The organism is Streptomyces sp. CB09001 (assembly GCF_003369795.1).
Taxonomy (GTDB): Bacteria; Actinomycetota; Actinomycetes; order Streptomycetales; family Streptomycetaceae; genus Streptomyces.
This window is the reverse complement of sequence record NZ_CP026730.1, coordinates 7487177-7509489: the sequence shown is the minus strand read 5'-3', so window position 1 is coordinate 7509489 and position 22313 is coordinate 7487177. Positions and strand designations below refer to the sequence as shown.

Below are 22313 nucleotides of genomic sequence, written 5' to 3'. Positions count from 1 at the left end.
CGTGGTCCTCAGCCGTGGGTGGAGGCGGAAACAGGGGCAGGGGTGTTCGGGGCGTCCGGTGCCCGGGTGAGTACGGCCAGCGGGGGTGCTCCGGGACGGGTGGGCAGGGCGCGTGCGGTCATCCCGGACTCGGCGACCACGTCCTTCAGCCCGAAGGGCGTCCACCGGTAGGAGTCGTGCACCTCGCGCTCGGCCTCGGTGGCGTCGTCGCGGTAGACGCGCCAGGTGGAGTGCAGGCGCATCACGCCGTCCTCGGTCTCGTCCGGCGCTCCGCCGAACGACCACTCGTAGCGCTGCCGTCCGGCGGTGGCGGTGGCGAGCCTGGTCTCGGGGAGGGTCAACGGCTCCTCGAACTGCATGAGTTCGACGACCACCAGTCCGCCCGGCGCCAGCCGCCGGTTCAGTCGTCGCCAGAGCCGGGCTCGCCCGTCGGCGTCGAGGTGGCCGAGGACACCGCACAGCAGTACGACGCTCACCCGGTCCGGGAGGTCCAGGTCGGGAGCGGCGTCGTCGGTGACGGTGACGCGGGAGCGCAGGTCCGGGTCGCTGAAGACCCGGCTGGTGAGCACCGCGCGCATGCCGGCCGCCGGTTCGCAGGCGAGGATCTCGGCGTCCGGCCGGGCCCGGGCCACGGCCTCGGTCACCAGGCCGGTGCCGGCGCCGATGTCGACCACCGGGCCGCTGCTCAGGTCGGCGTCGGTGAGGAGCGCTGCGATGGCGGGTGCGCTCGCGGTCGCGGTGTGCTCGGCCGCGACGAGGTCGAAGAACTCGGCCGACGGGGTGTAGGGCGAGGCACTCGAAGGGGCGCGGGTGCGAGGCGCGTCGGCGCCAGGCGCGTCGGCGCGAGGCTGCTCCGGGGCGGGGAAGACGTCGCTGACCGCGAGGGGCCGCGGGGTGGCCGGGCGGACGATGTCGGGTGGCCCCAGCCGTGCGGCGAGGTCGGTCCAGATGCGGCACACTGCCAGGTCGTACTGGCCCGTGCGCAGGGCGTCGGCGCCCTGCTCGACGGCTGTGCGGAGCCCGTCGAGAGCATGGCCGACCGCTTCCGGCCACAGGTCGGAGAAGACGGTACGGAAGGTGCCCGTGGTCCCGACGACGGCCGTGCTGCCCAGGCCCAGGCGCCCGGTGCCGGGCCCGTCGAGGACGAAGCGCCGGTCGGCGTCGCGTCCGACGTGCAGCCTGGGGCTCCACAGCACGGGGCCGTGGGTGTCGGCCAGAGTGAGCACTCCGCCTTCGGTCCCGATCGATATCCGGTGCCAGTGCAGGGCGTGGTTGTCCCGGTCGGACGGGTCGAGCTGGTGGTGCACGCGCAGGGTGAGGGGTACGCCGGCCAGCATGCCGTGCAGGGAACGGAACGGCTGCGGGCCGATGTCGGCGGGCAGCGGCGCCGGGTCCGCGAAGCGCCAGGGCCGCAGGGTGCCCATCGCCCGGCCGAGGATGTCCACCAGGGGGTGCATCAGGTGGACCGGGGTGGCGGCGTCCACGAAGAGCGGTCGCTGTTGTGCGACGAGCCTGCGGGCCGCGTCGATGAAGCCGCGGACCGGGGCGACGTGCGGGTAGTGGGTGTTGAGCCGGTACTGCACTCCGCGGCGGCGTGCGTGGGTGAGGTTGGCCGTCAACTCGGTGAGGTGGAGGGGGTGTTCCTGAAGGACGTGGATGCCGCGGTCCATGAGCGCCCGGGCCAGCTCGGTGCCCTGGCCGCCCGAGATGGCGGAGCTCACCGCCACGCACGCGGCGTCGATGCCGGCCGGGAGGTCGTCGACGTCCGTGTAGTGGGGGACGCCGAGTCGCTCCGCGCAGGCCCGCGAGGCGGCCGAGCCCCGGCTCAGGATCCCGGCCGGCGCGTATCCGGGGCGCCGGTGTGCCGCCTCGGCGTAGAAGCGGCCGAAGTTGGTGCCGCAGACCAGCACTCTGAAGGGCGTCGATGTGTTCACAGCACGCCCTCTTCCACCTGGTCGGCACCGGCCGCCGCTCCGGTGGGCCGGAGGTCGGCGACCTTCTGGGCGCGCAAGTACCGCACCACGGTGTCGGGGTCGAGTACGTCGCAGGCGAAGTGCACCCCGGCCGGTACCCCGGCCCGCAGCACCGCGTCCACCGCGAGCGCGCCCACGGCCGCGGTGAGCCGGTAGCTGCTGGCCGCGCGCAGGGTCAGGCCGGCGGTGGCCGGCCGCCCGGACGCGGTGCCGGACAGCTCGAAGTCCATCACGTACCAGGGTTTGCGTCCGGCCAGGTCGAGGTCGGCGGCGAGGATCAGCCGGCCGGCCAGCTCCGCCGGGTCGTCCCCGGCGGCGAGGCGGCCCGGCAGCACGTTGAGCAGCGCGCGTACGGCGGGACCGGGGTGGACGTTGTACCAGTCGAGCCGGTCGAGCCCGAGGACGGTGGCGAGACGTTCGCTTTCCTGGCTGAGGTAGGGCTGGAGGGCCACCTGGCCGGGGAAGGACCGGTGTTGGGTGTCCTCGGCCGTGCGCAGGGCGCGTGGGACGCGCCGGCCGCCGCGGACGGCGGCGAGGGGCTCGCCGTAGGCCGCGCCGTCCGCGCCTCCGGAGGTGAGGGAGAGCATGAGGTCGTGCGCCACCGTCGGCGAGCAGGTCTCCAGGCCGCCGCAGTGCGCGGTCAGCGCGGAGGCGGCGTCCAGGCCCTGCCCGGCCAGCCAGCGGGGCAGGAGGCCGGACAGGCCGGGCAGGGCTCCGGCGGACAGGACGACCGTGCGGCCGTCGCGGGCCGGGTCACCGGCCTCGCGGAGGTCTTCGGCGGCCGGGTCGTCCCCGGCCACGTCGACGCAGTGGGCCGCGGCCGCGAGTGCGGCGGAGGCCACCGTGGCGCGCAGCCGGTAGGTGGGCCCGACGCAGTTGAGGACGATGTCGCAGCCCTCGGTGAAGGCGCGCAGGCCGTCCGGTGCGTCGGCGTCCGCCCACACGGTCTCGTCGTGGCCCGCGGGCTCCTCGTCGGCGACCGCGCGCAGGGTCGAGGCGGTCCGGCCGCCCAGGCGGAGGCCGCGGTGGCCGAGGGCGCGCAGTTCGCGTACGGCGGCGCGGCCCACCGCCCCGGAGGCGCCCAGGACTCCGATCAGGGGCTTGGTCATCGGGTGATCGCCCCCTGGGTCAGCTCGCCGAGGGTCTTGAGGATCCCGGGGGCGTGTTCGACGGACAGGCAGCTGTAGTGGTCTCCGCCGATGTCGACGATGTCCAGGTCTCCCAGGGTCAGTTCCTCCCAGTAGGCGGTGACGGCGTCCTTGCTGCCGGGGAAGGGGTAGGCGCCGTCGTGGCGCAGGAAGGTGATGTCACCCGCGTAGGGCTCCGCCTGGTAGCGGGTGATGGCGAAGACGCTCTGGCGGAAGGCGAGGAAGAGCCTTGTCATGTGGTCGGGTTCGTAGGTGCCGGCGGACGCGGGCACCGCCTCGCACATCCGGGCGATACGGGTGGCGCGGGGGACGTCGGCGAGGCGTCGGAAGCAGCTCGCGACGTCCTCGAACTCCTCGCCCGGGGCGGTGAGTCCGCCGTCACGCAGGATGCCGGGACTGGCGGCCAGGACGGCGTCGGCCGCGGCGGCCACCCGGTACTGGTCGTCCGGGAACCCGAGGTCGGCCGGGTCGATGCCCATCATGACGGCGAAGGAGTACTCGGCGAGGAGTTCGTCGTCCAGGCGGAAGCGGGGGCTGTGGCTGCTGATGACGGTGAGGCTCTCCACCGCCGCTCCCGACTCGGCCAGGTTGCGGGCCACTTCGGTGGCGATCAGACCGCCCAGGCAGTAGCCGACGACGTGGAAGCGGCTGCGGCCGTCCGCCGTCAGCGCCCGCGCGTAGTCGGCCGCCATCCGCTCGATGAGTCCGTCCGGCGGTGCGGCGAGGAATCCGCCGAGGTCCGGAACCTCCACCCCGACGACCTCGGCGAGGCCCGGCGAGCGGCGCCTGATCTCGGTGATCAGCGCCCGGTACGGCATGATCGTCGCGGTTCCCGCGTGCACCAGCACGGTCGTCGGCTCGTCCTCGGAGCGGGAGCCGTGCAGGTGGATCACCGGGTCGGTGCGCACAGCGCCGGAGGCGGGCGCGTCCTCGGGACCGGCCAGGCCGCGCAGGAAACCGGCGAGACCCGCGACCGTGGGGCGGCGCAGCATGTGGCGCAGGACGACCTCCCACTCCAGGTCCGCCGCCTGCGGTACCCGTTCCCGCAGCCGGCCCACCATCCGGGCCACCAGGAGCGAGTCGCCGCCGAGGTCGAAGAAGTCGTCGTTGCGGGTGACGTGTTCGACCGCGAGGAGCTCCGTCCACAGGTCGGCCAGGCTGTTCTCCAGCTCGTCCCTAGGCTGCTCGTCCACGACGACCGGTGCGCTCTCCCGGGGCAGCCAGGACCGCAGGCGCGTGCGGTCGGTCTTGCCGTTCGCCGTGCGGGGCAGGGTGTCGACGACCTGCCACACCGCGGGGAGCATGTACTCCGGGAGCCGGGTGGCCGCCGTACGGGCCAGCTCTCCCACCGGAACGTGGTGCCGGTCGTCCTTCATCGTGGCGATGAGGACCTCCTGCCCGGTGAGCGCCAGGGCGTCCTGGGCGTCGGGCAGCGAGGTGACCTCGGACGCCGCGTGCCCGTCGAGGAGGTCACGCCACTGGGTGTGGGTGAGGAAGGACTGTCCGGTGTGCTCCCGCACGTCGGTCCACGCCCGGCCGGCGACCTCCAGGAACTCCATGGAGACCAGCAGCGGGAGGTTCTCGTCACGGGTGTTCTCCACGAACACCAGCTGTCCGCCGGGTACGAGCAGTTCCCGCAGCCTGCCCACGGCGGCGTCCGCGTCGGCGGCGGCGTGCAGCGTGTTGGCGCAGACCACGACGTCGAAGGTGTTGGGCAGCAGGTGCTGGGCGCGCGGGTCCTCGTCGACGTCGAAGCGCTGGTAGCGGACCCAGGCGTGGTCGGCGAAGCGCTCGCGGGCTTCGTTGAGGAAGAACGCCGAGGGATCGGTGAACAGGTAGTCGACGCCGTACTCGGCGAGGACGGGCACCAGCTCGCCGGTGGTGCCGCCGACGCCGCCGCCGACCTCCAGCACCCGCAGCCGCTCCTCGCCGGTGTGGCCCGCGGCGATCTCGCGCAGCGCGGCGACCACCGCCCGGTTGAGGTGCCGGATGGCGAGGTTGTCCCGGTAGGCGGCGTCCGCGGCCTCCGTCGCGGCGCCCGGGAAGAGCAGGTCCCGGATGCCGACGTCCCCGGAGACCAGTTCGGGCAGCCGTTCGGCGCAGGTGCGCATGACGGTGAGCAGTTCGGTGCTCCACCCGATCTCGTGCTCCAGGTCGGCGGCCCGCCGCCACCGGCGTTCGGCCTCGGGCGCGGGGACGGGGAGCAGGCCGGTGTAGGTCGCGTCGGCGTCCCGGTGGGTGAGCCGGTCCCGGGCGGCGAGGGCGCGCAGCCAGCGGCGCACGATGTGCCGGTGGCGTGGTGTGGCCCGCAGTGCCGTGCCCACCTCGTCGGCCGTGCGTGCCGCCGTCCCGTCGAACACCCCGGACGCGGCGAGGACCCGGGTCATCTCGGCGACGGCCACGTCGTCGAGGGCGGCCAGGAAGTCGGTGAGCCGTGCGGCGTCGACGTCCGCGGCGGCTTCGCGGACGGCGTCGGCGGCTGCCGTGCGCGCCTGTTCGCGGCTCGTCACGGCGGGCCCGCCGCGGTCCTTGCGGGCCGTCTCGACGAACGCGGCCAGGCGTCGCCCGCCCGCCGCCGAGTCGTCGACGACGACCGCGCCCGCCGCGACCGCGGGGTGGGTCTGTACGGCGGCCTCCACTTCGGCGAGTTCGACCCGGTAGCCGCGGATCTTGATCTGGGCGTCCTCCCGGCCCAGGAACTCGATGGTCCCGTCGGGCAGGTAGCGGCCGAGGTCGCCCGTGCGGTAGAGCCGCTCTCCGGTGGCGGAGTCGGTGCGGAACCGCTGTGCCGTGCGCTCGCCGTCGCCGAGGTAGCCGAGGGCGACACCGGCACCGCCGATGTACAGCTCGCCCGGAACCCATTCGGGCCGTGGCCGCAGGTGCCGGTCGAGCACGGCGAACGTCTGGTTGGTCAGGGGCTTGCCGTACGGGATGCTGGGGCGGGCGGTGTCGACCTCGCCGATCGGGTGGGCGATGGACCAGATGGAGCCCTCGGTGGCTCCGCCGAGGGAGACGATCTCCAGTCCGGGCAGGAGTTCACGGGCCTGGTCGGGCAGCGAGACCGGTATCCAGTCGCCGGATATCAGCGCGAGGCGCAGTGAGCCGTCGGCGGTGGGCGGCTCGGAGCGGAGCCAGTCGCACAGCATGTGGAGCTGGCCCGGCACGGAGTTCCACACCGTGACGCCGAAGTCGCGGACGAGTTCGGCCCAGTGGGAGGGGTCGCCGCGCCGGTCGGCCCGGGGCAGGACGAGGGTGGCGCCCACGGCGAGCGGTCCGAACAGGTCGTAGACGGACAGGTCGAAGCCGAGTCCGGCGATGCCGAGGACGCGGTCGCGCTCGTCGACGGCGAAGCGGCGGTTGATGTCGTCGACGGTGTTGAGGGCGGCCCGGTGGCTGATCATCACGCCCTTGGGTGTGCCGGTGGAGCCCGAGGTGTAGATGACGTAGGCGAGGTCGTCCGGTGCCCGGCGGGCGGCGACGGGCGTGCGGTCCGCGATGGCCTCCCCGACGAGGTCCACGGCGACGGACGACACCGTCGACGGGAGGTCCTCGAGTTCGGCGAGCCAGGACTGGGTGAGGACGGTGCGGACGCCCGCGTCCGCGATGATCGTGTCCCGGCGGGCCGCCGGCTGGGCCGTGTCGACGGGCAGGTAGGCGCCGCCCGCCATGAGGATGCCGAAGACGGCGACGACCTGTTCCCAGCCCTTGTCCATCCAGATGGCGACCGGTTCCCCGGGGCGCAGTCCGGAGGCCGTCAGCTGCTGCGCGAGTCCTGTGGCTCGGGCGACGAGCTGCCGGTAGGAGAGGGCCAGTTCGGGGGTGCGGACCGCGATCGCGTCCGGTGTGGTCCGTGCCCGCTCGAGTACGGGTTCGTGGAGGAGGACGTCCGGCAGCGGCCCCTCGGTCGCGTTGACCGCGCTCCGGCGCTCCGCCTGCGCCGCGGGCAGTGGGATGCGGACGGGCGCGTCCCAGGCGTCCTCACCTGCCTCGCCCTCGGCGGACAGCGACCGCACGAGTGCCGTGTACGCCTCGAACATGGCGTCGGCCGTCCCGTGGGCGAGCGCGTCCTCCCGGATGTCCCAGGACAGGCTGAGGGTGTCTCCGCGGTGCATGACCTGGCAGTCGAGCCACACCTGCGGTGTCCGGGTCACGGCGTACTCCACCTCGGGGGGCACGCCCTCGGAGGTGGCGCCCGCGCCGAGGGCGCTGGTGAAGACGACCGGCATGAGGACCGGTCCGCCGGCCCTGCGGGAGAGTTCGGCGAGCACCTCCGAGCCGGTGAACAGCGGGTGTGCCAGGTCTTCGAGGAGCTGTTCGCCCACGGCGCCGGCCCGTTCGGCGAAGGTGGCCGGGGTGTCGAGGTCGACGGCGAGGAGTTCGAGCGAGGTGAAGTCACCGACGAGGCGGTCGATGTCCTCGTGCAGGGCGGGCCGGTCGACGGTGGGCACGTTGAGCGTGAAGCGGCTGGTCCGCGACCAGGCGCCGACCGTCTCGGCGTAGGCGGTGAGCAGGGCCGTCGACACGGTCAGCCCGCGCCGCGCGGCACGCCCGGTGAGCCGGTCCCGCTCGGCAGCGGGCAGCAGGACCTCCAGTCGGCGGAACGCCACCGCCTCGCCGCCGGAGGCCGGCCCGCGGCCCGCTTCTCCCGGGTCGCTTACCGCGGCCTGCCAGGCTTCGGCGAGGGGCAGTTCGGGGGCGGGCGGCAGGGTGTCGAGCCGTTCGGTCCAGTAGGCGCGGTCGCGGGCGTGGCCGTCGGTGTCGGCGAGGGCGCGGCGGGCCAGGACGTAGTCGCGGAAGGTGATCCGCGGCGCGTCGGCGAGGGCGGTGCCGCCGTAGCTCCGCCGGAACTCCGCGAGCAGGATCCGCAGGCTCGCGTGGTCGACGACGAGCATGTCGAAGGACAGGTGCAGTACGGCCCGCCGGCCGGTCCGGGTCACGTGCACGTCGAAGAGGGGCCACTGGCCGGTCGGCGCCTCGCGGGCGGACAGTCGCGCCCGGGTGCGCCGCAGCCGTTCCTCGGCGGTGGCGGCAGGGAGGGCGGTCAGGTCGTCGGCTCCGACGGAGAGCTCGGGCACCTCGGGCAGGACCCGCTGGTGGCCGTCCTGGTGGATGACGGCCCGGAGCATGTCGTGCCGCTGGACCAGTTGCCGCCACACGGAGGTGACGCGGTCGACGTCGAGGTCGGGGTATGCCAGCTCCACGTAGGCGTGGCAGCCGACGCCCCCGTAGGCGTAGGCGTCGGTGCGGCCGATGAGGTAGGCGGCCTGGATGTCCGTCAGCGGGAACGGTTCGTGGCGGTGGTCGGGGTCGGCGCGCAGCGCGGGCTCCCCGGCCTCGAGGTGGTGCAGGATGGCTTCCTTGTGGGTGCGCAGTTCGGCTCGGTGCGTCTCGGTGAGCCGGCCCTGCGGGGCCCGGAACCGCAGTTGTCCGTCCTGGGCCCACAGCACCACGTCTTCGTCCGCGTATCGGGCCAGCAGTTCAGCGATGTTCACAGCTCTCCGGTCTCGTAGGCGGTCCCGTGGGCCGCGAGTGTTCGGGTGATGTCCGCGGCGAGGGCGGCGATGGTCGGCGCGGCGAAGAAGCGGCGGGCGGGCACGGCGGCTCCGAAGCGGCGCTCGATCGCCGTGAGCAGGCGCAGCGCGGTGAGGCTGTCGCCGCCGACGGTGAAGAAGTTGGCGTTGCGGTCCGGCGACCCGTGCGGCAGGCATGCGTGCCAGAGTGCGGTGAGGGCCGTCTCGGTCTCGCCCCGTGGCGGCTCGGCGGCGGAGACCGCCTCTGGTCCCACCAGGCCGGTCAGGGCGGCCCGGTCGACCTTGCCGTTCGCGGTGAGGGGCAGGGCGGGCAGGAACAGGACGCGGGACGGGACGGCGTAGCCCGGCACCCGGTCGGCCAGCAGGCCGAGGAGGCCCTCGGTGAGTTCGGGGTTCTCGACCGGCTCGGTGTCCTCGGCGGGCGGCGGTTCGTGCGGTACGGCGAACGCCACCAGGCGCCTGGCGGTGCGCTCCCCCACGGCCAGGACGGCGGCGCGCGCGACGGCCGGGTGCGCCTCCAGCGCGGCCTCGACCTCGCCCGCCTCGATGCGGTGACCGGCGATCTTCAGCTGGCTGTCGAGCCGGCCGAGGAACTCCAGCAGTCCGTCGCTCCGGAACCGGCCCAGGTCCCCCGTCCGGTACCAGCGCCGCCCGTCCCGTTCGACGAACTTTTCGGCGGTGCGGGCCGGGTCGGCCAGGTAACCGCGGGCCAGTCCAGCGCCGCCGATCCACAGTTCACCGGGCGCCCAGTCGGGACGGTCGCGGCCGTCCCGGCCGACCACGCGGTAGTGCTGCCCGGTCAGGGGGCGGCCGTAGGGGATGGACACCCACCGGGGGTCTGGTTCCGTGACGGTGAGGGTGTTGGACCAGATGGCGGCCTCCGTGGCTCCGCCCATGGCGACGAACGCGCAGGGCCGCGCGGTCCGGGCGCGCAGCCGGGCGGGCAGGTCGAGGCCGATCCAGTCGCCGGAGACCAGCGCGGTCCGCAGCCCCGCGATCCGGCGGCCTTCCCGTCCGCCCTGTCCGTCCCGTCCGTCCTGCCCGTCCCGTCCGTCCCGTCCGTCCGCGTCGAGCAGCAGGTCGAGCAGGGCGGGGACGGTGTTCCAGACGGTCACGCCGTACCGGTCCAGCAGGTCCGGCCAGCGGGCCGGTTCACGGCGCTGGTCCTCGGTGGGCAGCAGGAGGGAGCCGCCCGCGGCGAGCAGGCCGAAGACGTCGTACACGGACAGGTCGAAGTCCAGTGCCGACAGGGCGAAGACGCGGTCGTCGCCCCGGATGCCGTGGCGGGCGTTGATGTCCGCGATGGTGTTCCAGGCGGCGGCGTGGGTGATCTCGACGCCCTTGGGCTCGCCGGTGGAGCCCGACGTGAAGATCACGTAGGCGAGCGCGTCGGGAGCCGTTCCGACCGGCGTGGACAGCGGCTCGCCGCCCTGCGTGTCGGCCGGGGACAGGGTGCGGGGGCCGGTGCCGTCCGTGGCGGGCCAGCCGCCCAGGACGACGTCGAAACCGGCCGTGGCACGCACCCGCTCCAGCCGTGCGGCGGGCTGCTGGAGGCTCAGGGGGACGTAGGCGGCGCCGGCCGCGAGGGTGCCGAGGACCGCCGCGACCTGTTCCGGGCCCTTGGGCAGGGTGACCGCGACCAGGTCGCCCGGCCGCACCCCCGCGTCGCCGAGCGCGGCGGCGGTGCGCAGCGCCTGTGCGGCGAGGGTTCCGTAGGTCACCTCCTCCCCCGCCGTCGTGACGAGGGCGGTGCGGTCGGGGGTGGCCGCCGCGTGGGTGAAGAACATCTGGTGCAGCGGGCGCGGCGTCACCGGTTCCAGGGCGGCCTCCCGTGCCGCGGCGTCCCGCCGTTGGTACTGGGAGGCGGGCACCAGGTCGGGGAGCGGTGCCTCCCAGTCACCGTCCACGAGGTGCCGCAGCAGCCGTTCGTACGCGGAGAACATCGCGTCCAGCACGCCCTCGGCGAACGGTTCCTCGACGGCGTCCCAGGTGACGACCAGGGACCCGGACTCCTCGGTGACCTGGTTGTCCAGGCAGACCTGCGGGGACTGGGAGATGCCCCAGACCTTCGGGGGGAGTCCCGTGCCCGTTCCGGCCAGCGTCGCGTCCCCGACGCCGATGGCGCTGGTGAACACCACGGGCGCGGCGGCGTCCACCGTGCCCGTGCGCCGGCCGAACTCCCGCAGCAGCCAGTCGATCGGCACGTCGGCGTGGTCGAGGTCCTCGGCCTGACGGCGTTGCAGCTCGGCGGCCGCCGCGGGCCAGTCGGCGCCCTCGCGCCGGTAGCCGGCGAGGGACAGGGAGGTGAAGTCGCCCAGTACCCGGTGGATGTGGGGGTGGACGTCACGCCGGTTGAAGAGGGTGAGCGTGACGGTCACGGCGTCGGTCCCGCTCCAGGCCGCCAGGACCTCCGCGTACAGGGCGAGCAGGACGGTGGACGGGGTCAGGCCGTGCCGGGCGGCGTCCCGTTTGACGGCCGCCCAGTCCCCGGCGGGCAGGCTGAGCCGGCGCCGGGTGAAGACGGGTGCGTCGAGCGTCGCCGGATCCTGGTCGAAGGGCAGGGCGGGCGGCGGCGGCAGCTCCGGCAGGCGGGCCCGCCAGTGGGCGCGGGCCCGCGCGGTCGACTCGGGGTCGGCCGGGAGGCGGGTCAGGTAGTCGCGGAACGACACGTCCACGGGTGGCAGTTCGTGGTCCGGGTCGGCGTAGAGCGCGTTCAGTTCGGCGTAGAGCGTGGTGATGGAGAGCGCGTCGAGCACGAGGTAGTCCAGGCCGATGCCGATCCGGGTCCGTGTCCCGCCGCCCTTCTCGTCGGCGTCTTCGTCCGCCCGGTGGCGCACCGCCTCGACGGCGAACAGCGGCCAGCGGGCGGGGTCGCGGACCTGCTGGGACAGGCGCGCACGCAGGCCGGCCAGGGCTTCGGCGGCGCCACCGGCTCGGGCGTCGTGCACGGGTATGCGCACCGGCGGTACGTCGGGCAGCACGCGTTGGTGTCCCTCCTCGACGACCGCGCGCAGCATGCCGTGCCGTCCGACGAGGGTGTTCCAGGCGCGCTCCAGCCGGTCCAGGTCGACGTCGGTGCCGTCGAACTCCGTGTAGTGCCAGGTGCCTACGCCGCCGAGGGTGAACCGGGGGTCGCGGCCGGTGTGGTAGGCGGCCTGGACGTCGGTCAGCGGGAACGGCTCGTGCGCGTGGTCCGAATCGGGCACGAGGACGGGAGAGGTGCCCGCGGCAGGCGCCTCGTCGGTGGTCGTGGCGGGGCGCAGCGTTTCGCAGAAGTGCCGGAGTACGGGGCGGGCGAAGAGGTCGGCCACGCGGGCGCCCGGGAAGCCCGCGGTGCGCAGCCGGCCGATCAGGCGCGTCGCGACGAGTGAGTCGCCGCCCAGCAGGAAGAAGCCGCTCTCGCGCCCCACTTCGGCCACACCGAGCAGGTCGGCCCATTCGGCCGCGACGGCGGTCTCCACCGGGCCGGCTGGTGCCGACGTGGCGGGTCCGGGCCGGCCGGCGGTCTCGGTCAGCGCCTGCCGGACGGCCGTCCGGTCGAGCTTGCCGTTGGCGGTCAGCGGCAGGTCGGGCAGGACGAGGACGCGCTCGGGGACCATGTGGGCGGGGAGGCGTTCCGCCGCCCGCAGGCGGATCTCGTCCGGGTCCGGTGCCCCGGCGGGTGCGGACACGGCCGCGGCGAGGTGGCGTACGGGGGTATCGAGGACGGTCGCGACCGCGTGCAGGACGGCGGGGTCGTCCTCCAGCGCGGACTCGACCTCCCCCAGTTCGATGCGGTGACCGCCGATCTTCACCTGGTGGTCGGCGCGGCCGAGGAACTCCAGGACGCCGTCGGGCCGGTAGCGGGCCAGGTCGCCGCTGCGGTACCAGCGTTCGCCGCCGTGGTCGACGAAGCGTTCCGCCGTGCGTTCGGGGTCCGCGCGGTAGCCGTTGGCCACGCCGGGCCCGCCGATCCACAGCTCGCCCGGGACGAGATCGGGGCAGTCGCGTCCCCGTCCGTCCACGACACGGGCCCGCATGTTGCGCAGCGGAACGCCGTAGGGGACGGACTTCCAGGCGGGGTCGGTCTCCGCCACCTCGAACACCGTGGAGTGGACGGCGGCCTCCGTCATGCCGCCGAGCGCCACGAAACGGCAGCCGGGGACGAGCGCGCGGAGTCTGCGGGGCTGGTCGAGCCCGATCCAGTCGCCGCCGAGCAGCACCATGCGCAGGGAGTCCCCGAGGCCCTCGTCCTCCCCCGCGGCCATCAGCAGGTCCAGCAGGGCGGGCACGCACTGGACCAGCGTCACCCCGTGGGTGCGCACCAGCCGCGCCCAGTGGTGGGCGTCGCGGCGGTGTTCCTGTCCTACGGTCACCACCTGGCCGCCGAGGGACAGCGGGGTGAAGACGTCCCAGGTGGCGAGGTCGAAGTCCAGCGCGGAGATGGCGAGCGTACGGTCCGCCGGGCCGAGCCCGAGCTGCGCCTCCATCGCCTCGACGGTGTTGACGACCGCCCGGTGCGACACCTCGACGCCCTTGGGCAGTCCCGTCGAGCCGGACGTGAACAGCACGTAGGCGGCCAGGCCGGGGTCCGGCCGGACGACCGGCGCGGGCCGGAGCCCCGGGGCGTCCTCCACGAGCACCACCGGAGCCGGGGAGACGTCCTCGCACAGGTGGGCGTGGTCCCGGTCGGTGAGTACCGCGGAGACGCCGGCCACCGCGTGGATGCGTCGCCGGCGCACGGCGGGCTGTTCCACGCCGACGGGGGCGTAGGCCGCGCCCGCGGCCAGCACGCCGAGGACCGCGGTGATCTGGTCGTCGCCCTTGGGCAGGGTGACGGCGACGGTGTCGCCCTCCCGCACTCCGTGGTCGTGCAGCAGCGTGGCGATCCGCCGTGCGGCGTGGGCGAGTTCGCCGTAGGTGAGGGTGTCGCCGGTCGTGCGGACCACCGCGGGGCGGCCCGGCTCGGTCTCGGCCAGCCGGAAGAAGCGGGTGTGCAGGGCGCGGTCCGCGACGGGCGCGGCGGGCAGGGCCGCCACCGCTCGCCGGGGCAGGACGTCGGGGGCGAGCAGACCGTCCACGGGCCGGTCCCAGGCGTCGGGGTCGGTCACCAGGCGGGTGACGAGGCGGCGGTAGGCGTCGAACGCGGCGTCGGGCACGCCGGCCTCGAACACACCGTCCCGCACGTCCCAGTTGAGGAGGAGACCGCCGTCGAGTTCGGTGACCTGGGCGTCCAGATACACCTGCGGGCCCTGCGAGATGATCCAGGAGGGGTGGCCGAAGGACTTCTGGACGTCCTGCTCGAAGATCTCCCCCAGTCCGATGGCGCTCGTGTACACGACGGGGGCCAGTACGGGTGCTCCCTCGGCGCGGGCGAGGTCGCGCAGCACCTCGACACCGCCGTACGCGCCGTGGGAGATTCCGGCCTGCAGCCGCTCCTGGAGGCCGCGGGCCTGCCGGGAGAAGGGAAGGGGCGCGCTCAGGTCCGCGTCGAGCAGCACCGAGCTGCTGAAGTCGCCGACGAGGTTGGCGACTTCGGGTGCGAACATCTCCCGGTCGAACAGCGGCAGGTTGAGGAGGAAGCGCCGGCTGTCGCTCCAGGCGGCGATCACCTCGGCGAAGGCGGTGGCGAGCGCGGCGGCGGGGGTGACGGCGTGCCGACGGGCGGCGCCGAGGAGGGCGGCCTTGTCTGCGGGGCCGAGCCAGTGGTGCAGGCGCCGGGAGTGGGTCAGCGTGCCGTCGTCCGCGGTGACCGGGGTCAGCGGGTCGACGGTCGTCGGCAGCCGCGGAGCCCGCGGCAGATCCGGCAGGCGCCCGCGCCACCAGGCGGCGTCCCGCTCCCGCTCGGTCCGTCGCCGGGCGTCGTGCTCCGCGAGGTAGCGCCGGTAGTCGAGCCCGAGTTCGCGCGGCGGTTCGTCGGGACACTCGTAGAAGCGGCGCAGGTCGGACAGGAGGACCCGCAGGCTCAGCGCGTCACCGGCCATCATGTCCAGGTCGATCTGGAGGCGGGTCCTGCCGTCGGGGAGCAGGCACAGGGCCGCGCGGAAGACGTCACCGGCGCCGATGTCCGGGCGGGCGTGGGTGTTGCGCTCGCGCAGCCGTTCCAGCTCGGACTCGGCCTCGACGGGAGCGAGTTCGCGCAGGTCGTGGACGGTGAGCGGCACCCCGGCGGCACCGAAGCGCTGACGGCCGTCCTCGTCGAAGACGGCCCTCAGCATGCCGTGCCGCAGCACGAGCGCCCGCAGGGCGGTGCCCAGCCGGACCGGATCGACGCCGTGGCCGTCGAGTTCGACGTAGAAGTGCGCGGCGACGCCGCCGAGGGGCTGTCCGTCCTGGCGTCCGATCCAGTAGGCGTGCTGCATCGTGGCCAGCGGGAAGGAGTCCGAGTCCCGATCCGCACCGGTCACCGGCGCGGGCGGCCCGGGCGGGGCGGTGGTGACCGTGTCGTCGTTCCCGGCCCGCGCGAGCAGGGTCGTCCAGTCCCGCAGGGTCGGCCTGCTCGTGAGGTCCTGGAACGTGACCGTGCTGCCCTCGCGCCGCCAGGTACCGACCAGGGACATCAAGACCAGTGAGTCGAGGCCGAGTTCGAAGAGGTCACGGTCGTCCTCCAACTCCTCCGGTGCGATCTCCAGCGCGCCTGCCACGGCTTCCCGCACCGCGGCGGGGGCGTGGCGGTCGCGGCTGCCGACGTCTCCTTCCGCTGTCCGCGCCTGGACGACTGCTTCATCGCTCACTGGTGCTGCCTTCCGGTCGGACGGTGCTAGATAGAAATGATTATCATTTCTATAGTTCACATCGTAATCACATGACGGGACTCGGCGCCAGAGCCGGAGGCCCGGCAAAAGATGAGAGGCGTAGCCCGTGAGCGAGACTCAACGGACCTGGTCCGAGGCCGAATCGGCGCACTACCGCGCCGCCGGGCACTGGCAGGGGGTGACCTTCGCCGCCCGGCTGCGGGAGACTGCGGCGGTCCATGCGGGGCATGTCGCCCTGGTTGACGGCGACCGGCGGTGGACCTACGCGGAGCTGGACGCCGAGGCCGACCGTGTCGCCCGCGGACTGGGAGGACTCGGAATCGGGCGGGGCGACCGCGTGGTGGTCCAGCTCCCCAATTGCGCGGAGTTCGTGCTCGTGTGGTTCGGGCTGCAGCGCGTCGGTGCCGTTCCGGTGCACGCCATGCCGGGCCACCGGCGCCTGGAGATCGGCCACCTGGTGCGCGTGGCGGGCGCCGTGGCCTGCGTGGTGCCCGACCGGCACGCCCGGTTCGACCACCGCGAACTGATGCGCGAGGTACGGGCGGAGCAGGGGCCGGGCGGCTCGCTGCGGCACGTCGTGGTGGTCGGCGATCCCGGGACCGAGGAAGGCTTCGTCCCCTTCGAGGCGCTGCGGACGGACACACCGTCCGCGTCGGGCCCCGGGTCCGGTGCCGCGTCCGGTGTCGCATTCGGTGCCGCATCCGGTGCCGCATCCGGCGAGGACGCTGCCGACGCCGCCGATGTCGCCCTCCTGCTGCTGTCCGGCGGCACCACGGGACTTCCCAAACTCATCCCGCGCACCCACGACGACTACTCCTACAACGCGCGCGCCTGCGCGGAGGTCTGCGCACTCGACGCCCGCACCGTGTACCTCGCGGTGCTGCCCCTCGGGTTCAACTTCGCCTTCGCCTGCCCCGGTGTGCTGGGCACCCTCATGGCCGGGGGAACCGTCGTCGTCGCGCCCGACCCCAGCCCGCAGACGGCGTTCGCCCTCGTCGAGCGGGAGGGCGTGACCCTGACCTCGCTGACGCCCCCGCTCGTCCCCCACTGGACGGACGAGGCCGCGTCCGGCTCCTGGGACCTCGGCAGCCTCTCGGTGGTGCAGGTCGGCGGGGCGCGGCTGCCCGAGGACCACGCCCGCAAGCTCGGACCGGCGCTCGGGGTGACCGTGCAACAGGTCTTCGGCATGGCGGAGGGCCTGATCAACCTCACCCGCCTCGACGACCCCGAGGACCTGGTCTGCGCCACCCAGGGCCGGCCGGTCTCGCCGGACGACGAGGTGCTCGTGGTGGACGCCGACGGCAGGCCCGTGCCGGACGGTACGGCGGGTGAGCTGCTCACCCGGGGTCCGTACACGTTGCGTGGCTACTACCGCGCCGAGGAGCACAACCGCACCGCGTTCACGCCGGACGGCTACTACCGCTCCGGAGACGTGGTGCGGCGACTGCCGTCCGGTCACCTCGTGGTGGTGGGGCGGCTCAAGGACCAGATCAACCGTGGCGGCGAGAAGGTCGCCGCGGTGGAGGTGGAGGAGCAGCTGCTGACGCATCCCGCGATCACGGCGGCGGCGCTGGTCGGGGTGCCGGACGAGCGGTGGGGTGAACGGTCGGTCGCCTTCGTCGTGTGTACGGGCGCGACTCCCGGCATCCGGGCGCTCGCCGCCCATCTGAGGGCGCGCGGGCTGGCCGGGTACAAGGCTCCGGACGAGGTGGTGCGGGTTCCCCGGCTTCCGCTCACCGCGGTCGGGAAGGTCGACAAGGCGGCACTGGCGCGGCAGTTGCCCCGGCCGTGAGGCCCGGCGCGGAGGAGCCCCCGGTGACCGGGGCGCTCCTTCCGCCTGCCGTAAGACGTCCTTCACCGACGCTGATCCGGTACGGCGAGGACGGCACCGTCGGCATGGGTGAGCAGTGCCCTGGTGACGGGGTGCTCGGGGGCGGTGAGCACCCGGTCCACGGGACCGGTCTCGGCCACCCGGCCCGCGTCCAGGACCACGACCCGCTCCGCGTGGTGGGCGGCGGCCGTCAGGTCGTGCGTCACCATCACGACCGTCACCCCCAGCGTCCGGCGCAGCGAGTCCAGCAGGGCCAGGACCCCGCTCGCCGTCTCCCGGTCCAGCGCGGAGGTGATCTCGTCACAGACCAGGACACGTGGCTGCGCGGCCAACGTCCTGGCCAGCGTGACACGTTGGCGCTGGCCTCCCGACAGCTCCCCCGGCCGGCGGGCCAGCACGTCGGCGTCCAGTGAGACCAGGCCGAGCAGGCGTGCGGCTTCGCGGGCGGCGTCGGCGGCGGAATGGTGCCGCCCGAGGGGTCGCATGAGCGCGGCGCGCACGGACTCCCGTGGGTTGAGGGCGCCGCGCGCATCCTGCGCGACGAGCAGCACCGGGGCGCCGTGCCCGCCCTCCGCACCGTCCTCCCGCCACTCGACGCTCCCCCGCGCGGGCCGGTGCAGCCCCGCGAGGCACCGGGCGAGGGTGGTCTTGCCGGAACCCGAGGGACCCACGACGGCGGTGCAGGAACCTGCCGGGACGGTGAGGGAGATGTCGTGCAGCACGGGCACACGCCCGTGGGCCGCGTCCAGCCCGCGCACGGACAGCGCTCCGCCGGAGCCGGTACGCGGCACACCGCGGGAGCCGGTATGCGGCACACCGCCGGAGCCGGTACGCGGCACACCGCTCGGGCCGGGGCCGCCGCCGTTCGCGGAGCTCGCGGACGACCGCGGGGCGGGCACCGGCGCGTCGGGCTTCCCGGCACCGGCGATCCGGCCTCCTTCCAGGCGGACGACTTCGTGCGCCACGGACGCGATCCACGCCGGGTCGTGGCTGACCAGCAACGCGGCGCGCTCCCCGTCGGACAGAACCTCGGCCAGCAGGCCGCGCATCCGGTCCGCCAGCACCGTGTCCAGACCGCTGGTGGGCTCGTCGAGGACCAGGAGGGCGGGCGCACCCGCCAGGGCGAGGGCGAGGGCGACCCGTTGCGCCTGTCCTCCCGACACCTGACGCGGCAGCCGTCGCCGGAAGGCCCGGTCGGCCGGCAGCCGCACGGACAGCAGCAGTTCCTCGACCTGCGCACGGACCTCGTGCGCACGCCTCGCGGGCGAGCGCAGTCGGACCGCGTCGGCGATCTGCGTGCCGATCCGGAGGGCGGGGTTGAGCGAGGAGGCGGGGTCCTGCCCCAGGAACGACACGACCCGTCCACGCAGTCGACGGGCGTCCGCGCGGTCGAACGGGTCGAGGTCCGCCACCCGGACGGTTCCGGAGCGCACCTCCAGACCGGGGCGGACATGCCCGAGCAGGCTGTACGCCAGGCTGCTCTTGCCCGATCCGGACCTGCCGACCACTCCCAGCACCTGTCCGCGCGGCATGGTCAGGCAGGCGTCGTGGAGGACGGGCGCGCCGCCCTGCGCCGGGCCGAGGGTCAGCCCGCTGATCTCGACGAGCGGGTCCGCCCCCGACGGTCGGGCGGTCACGTTCCCGGTCATGCGGCTCCCTTCCCCACCGTGTCCGCCAGTCGTCCGGCCAGCAGACCGACGCAGACGGACAGCAGTACGAGCAGCAGGGCGGGCGCGAGGAAGGGCGCGGCGGCCAGTGTCGCGCCGGGGGCGTTCTCGCTCACCATGCGTCCCCAGTCGGGTGCCGCTCCTCCCCGTCCGAGGCCGAGGAAGCCCGCGGTGGCGGTGAGGTGCAGGGAGGCGACCAGGCGCAGCGCCGTGTCCATGAGGGCCGGTCCGGCGATGTTGGGCAGCACGTCGTGGCGCAGCACGGCCCTGCGGGAGTCGCCCCGGGCCAGGGCCGCCTCGACGTACCCGCTGTGCAGCACCGTGTCCGCAGCGGCTCGCAGCACCCGGGTGGAGAAGGGGGCGGTGGCCAGGGCGACGGCCGCGACGAGGGCGGCGTCGCTGCCGGGGAAACCGGCGGCCAGCACGAGGACGACCAGGAGGGCGGGGAGCACGGCGAGGGCGTCCACACAGCGGACCGTCAGGTCGCCCAGTCGACGGGAGACCATGGCCGCCAGGACTCCGGCGGCGATTCCGACGGCGCCGGCCGCGGCCGTTCCCGCCAGCGCGGTGAGAACGATGGTGCGGCCGCCGCCCAGGACCCGGCTCGCCACGTCCCTGCCCAGCACGTCGGTGCCGAGGAGGAACTGCCCGTCCGGCTGCTGGAAGGGCGCGGCGAGCTGCGCGGTGGGGCTGTGCGGCGCGACCAGCGGCCCCAGGAGGGCGAGGAGGAGTACGAACAGCGTGAGGGCCCCGGTGAGCAGCGGCGGTCGCCGGCGCCCGACGGTGCGGGTCGTCCGTGCCCGCCTCCGCGGTGGTGTCAGCACCGTAGTCATCGGCCGTGCCCCTCCCGTGCTCCCAGCAGACGTGCGCAGACGTCGCCCAGCAGCAGCACCGCGAGCATCACCGCGACCAGGGCGGTGGCGATGCCCTGCACCATCGGTACGTCCCGTGCCGCGACGGCCAGTTGCAGCTCCCGGCCGATGCCCGGGTAGTCGAAGACGTTCTCCACCACCACCGCGGAGCCGACCAGGGCCCCCGTGGTGAGGGTGAGCGCCTGCACGGCCGGCCCGGCCGCGTTGGGCAGGATGTGGCGTACCGCGAGTCGCACGCCCCGCACGCCGTTGAGCCGTGCGGCTTCGCAGTACGGTGTGGCCGCGGTGTCCGCGACGGAGGCCCGCAGCAGTCTGGTGGCCACCGCCAGGCCGACCGCACTGAGCGTCAGTACGGGCAGCACCAGCGCGTGCGGGACGTCGAGCGGGGTGCCTCCCAGGGGGATGACCGAGACACGCGGCAGCACCTCCAGCCACACCGCCAGTACGGCGACGAGCAGTGCGGCGACGACGAACTCCGGTATGGCGGCCAGGATCTGGGCGGACGTCGAGACGACCCGGTCGGCGACGCCGCCGCGCAGCCCCGTCCACAGGCCGAGCAGCGTGGCGAGCGGCGCGGTGACCGCGAGGGTCAGTCCGGCGAGGAGCAGGCTGTTGGGCAGGCGGGTGGCAAGGACGTCGGCGACCGGCCGCTCCCCCACGAAGCCGCGGCCCAGGTCCCCCCGGACCGCGCCCGCCGCCCAGTCGGCGTACCGTGCGACGGCGGGCCGGTCCAGCCCGAGTCCGGCCCGGACCTCGGCGCGTTGCGCCTCGGAGGCGTCCACGCCGGCGACCGCGCTGACGGCGTCTCCGGGAAGGACCGCCGTGGCGGCGAAGACCGCGGCCGACAGCAGGACGAGCAGGACGGCGGCCCCCGCGAGGCGACGGGCCGCGAAGGCGAGCAGGTTCACGCCAGCGACGCCCGGGAGAAGCCGGGAAACTGTTCGAAGAGGTCGTCGGGTATCCCGTCGACCCCCTTGGCCTGGGCGTTCAGGTTCGGCTTGAAGACCGGCACCACCTGGTTGCCCTCGTCCCAACGCGTGCGCTGGGCCTGCGTGCCCAGTTCCCTCGCCCGCTCCGGGTCGCGCTCGGCGCGCGCCTTGGCCACGAGGGCGTCGGTCTCGGACCTCTTCCAGCCGAACGCGGACGGCGATCCGCCCGCCGTGTTCATCTGGTAGGTGGACAGGGCGGGAATGGGCATCTGGTACGAGCCGGCCAGCGGCAGTGCCGAGTACGCGGGGAAGTCGGCGTAGAGCTGGCCCGGGGGCAGCTCACGGACGGACGCCCGCACGCCGATCTTCTTCAGGTCCTCGACGAAGAGGGTGGCCATCTCCACCATGCCCGGCGTCTCGGGGCCGGTGGTCAGTTCGACCTTCACCCCGTCGGCACCGGCCTCCTCGAGGAGGGCGCGGGCCCGCTCGGGATCGTGGGCGCGCTGGGGGATGCCGTCGGCGTAGTCGGGGAAGCCGAGGGAGGGCAGGTCGTTGCCGGTCTCCGCGTTGCCGTAGAAGACGGTCTTCACCATGGCCTCGCGGTCGACCGCGAGTTTGAACGCCTCCCTGACCCGCGGGTCGTCGAAGGGCTCGGCGCTCATGTTCAGCTGGAAGGAGAGACCGACCAGGTAGGGGCTCTTCGTGGGGGCCAGTTCGACCTTCGCGTCGTCCGCGAGGGTGCGCGCGGTGACGGGCGAGAGGTCGTGGGCGAAGTCGACCGCGCCGCCGGTGAGCGCCCCCGCCCTGGCCGTGGAGTCCGCGATGGACCGCAGCTCCAGGCCGTCGAGGTGGGGGACGTGACCGTAGTGGTCGTCGTAGCGCTCGAACGCCGAGCCCTGGCCGGCCGTGAATTCGGTCAGCCGGAAGGGGCCGCAGCTGGGCATGGACTCGCGGAAGTCCTTGGTGCCGTCCTTGACGACGAGGAAGTTGCCCTGGCAGAGGATCAGCCGGCCGTCGGCGATGGGCCGCAGGGTGGGCAGTACGACCTTCAGGTCGCCGTCAGCCTTGGCGCGCGCGAGGTCGAAGTTGGCGGCGGCGAGCCGGTAGACGGGCAGTTTGCTCCGGGCCGCGAGGGCGCTGAGCGAGTGCAGGATGTCGGCGGAGGTCAGCCGGGAGCCGTCGGTGAAGCGGACGCCGGGCCGCACGTGCAGCGTGTAGGCCGACAGGTCGTCGGCGATGTCGATCCCCTTGAGCACGCCGTAACGCACCCCGTCGGGACCGGTGGGATCGAGGTTTCCCAGGGTGCCGTGCCAGGCCCGGGCCCGCACGAGGTCCAGTGCGGAGGGGCCGTTGAAGAAGTCGAGGGTCTCGGAGGCACCGCCGCCGACGAAGGCGGCGCGGAGCGTGCCACCGGATCGGGGCGAGGACCCCGTTCCGGGCTTTCCCGCGGAGCCGGGCTCGTCGGTGGAGCACGCCGCCAACAGGCCGGGTCCCACCGCGAGAGCCGCGGCGCCCGCCGCGCCGCGACGGAGGAAGGCACGGCGATCGATCTGTCTGGACATGCTTCTCCTTGACGTTCTGCTGAGCTGAACCGGGCGCCGCGCGACGCCTGCGGCGCGTGAAGTGAG

General features: G+C 74.2%; 9 protein-coding genes. 1 reads left to right on the top strand and 8 read right to left on the bottom strand.

Features of this window, described 5'->3' with window-relative positions:
- Positions 1-8 precede the first annotated feature (8 nt).
- The 4 genes from C4J65_RS34540 to C4J65_RS34525 are packed head-to-tail and all read right to left on the bottom strand — an operon-like array spanning position 9 to position 15365.
- Positions 9-1934 carry a Gfo/Idh/MocA family oxidoreductase gene (locus C4J65_RS34540; protein ID WP_115746001.1) on the bottom strand — a complete coding sequence of 642 codons (1926 nt, stop codon included), beginning with the start codon at positions 1932-1934 and terminating at the stop codon, positions 9-11.
- The gene (locus C4J65_RS34535; RefSeq protein WP_115746000.1) at positions 1931-3082 is read right to left on the bottom strand and encodes a saccharopine dehydrogenase NADP-binding domain-containing protein; all 1152 of its coding nucleotides are present in this window, start codon (positions 3080-3082) and stop codon (positions 1931-1933) included. Before C4J65_RS34535 ends, C4J65_RS34540 begins: the two co-directional genes overlap by 4 nt.
- Positions 3079-8613 (bottom strand): non-ribosomal peptide synthetase, encoded by a 5535-nt coding sequence (locus C4J65_RS34530; protein ID WP_115745999.1) that lies wholly within the window; start codon positions 8611-8613, stop codon positions 3079-3081. The genes C4J65_RS34535 and C4J65_RS34530 overlap by 4 nt, the downstream gene beginning before the upstream one ends.
- Positions 8610-15365, bottom strand: coding sequence for a non-ribosomal peptide synthetase (locus tag C4J65_RS34525; protein ID WP_115745998.1), 6756 nt, complete (start codon positions 15363-15365; stop codon positions 8610-8612). Before C4J65_RS34525 ends, C4J65_RS34530 begins: the two co-directional genes overlap by 4 nt.
- Before the next feature lie 127 nt (positions 15366-15492).
- Between C4J65_RS34525 and C4J65_RS34520 the strand changes: the two genes are divergently transcribed.
- A complete protein-coding gene (locus tag C4J65_RS34520) occupies positions 15493-17178 on the top strand; it encodes a (2,3-dihydroxybenzoyl)adenylate synthase (RefSeq protein WP_115745997.1) in 1686 nt (561 codons plus the stop codon).
- A 62-nt stretch (positions 17179-17240) separates the two neighbouring features.
- On the opposite strand, the gene C4J65_RS34515 is transcribed toward C4J65_RS34520, so the two are convergent.
- Genes C4J65_RS34515 through C4J65_RS34500 form a run of 4 tightly spaced genes read right to left on the bottom strand, consistent with a single transcriptional unit; the run spans position 17241 to position 22247 of the window.
- Positions 17241-18866 (bottom strand): ATP-binding cassette domain-containing protein, encoded by a 1626-nt coding sequence (locus C4J65_RS34515; protein ID WP_115745996.1) that lies wholly within the window; start codon positions 18864-18866, stop codon positions 17241-17243.
- The gene (locus tag C4J65_RS34510; protein ID WP_115745995.1) at positions 18863-19717 is read right to left on the bottom strand and encodes an ABC transporter permease subunit; all 855 of its coding nucleotides are present in this window, start codon (positions 19715-19717) and stop codon (positions 18863-18865) included. Before C4J65_RS34510 ends, C4J65_RS34515 begins: the two co-directional genes overlap by 4 nt.
- Positions 19714-20664 (bottom strand): ABC transporter permease, encoded by a 951-nt coding sequence (locus tag C4J65_RS34505; RefSeq protein WP_115745994.1) that lies wholly within the window; start codon positions 20662-20664, stop codon positions 19714-19716. Before C4J65_RS34505 ends, C4J65_RS34510 begins: the two co-directional genes overlap by 4 nt.
- Positions 20661-22247: an ABC transporter substrate-binding protein gene (locus C4J65_RS34500; protein WP_115745993.1), complete on the bottom strand. Its 1587-nt coding sequence runs from the start codon at positions 22245-22247 to the stop codon at positions 20661-20663. The genes C4J65_RS34505 and C4J65_RS34500 overlap by 4 nt, the downstream gene beginning before the upstream one ends.
- Positions 22248-22313 lie beyond the last annotated feature (66 nt).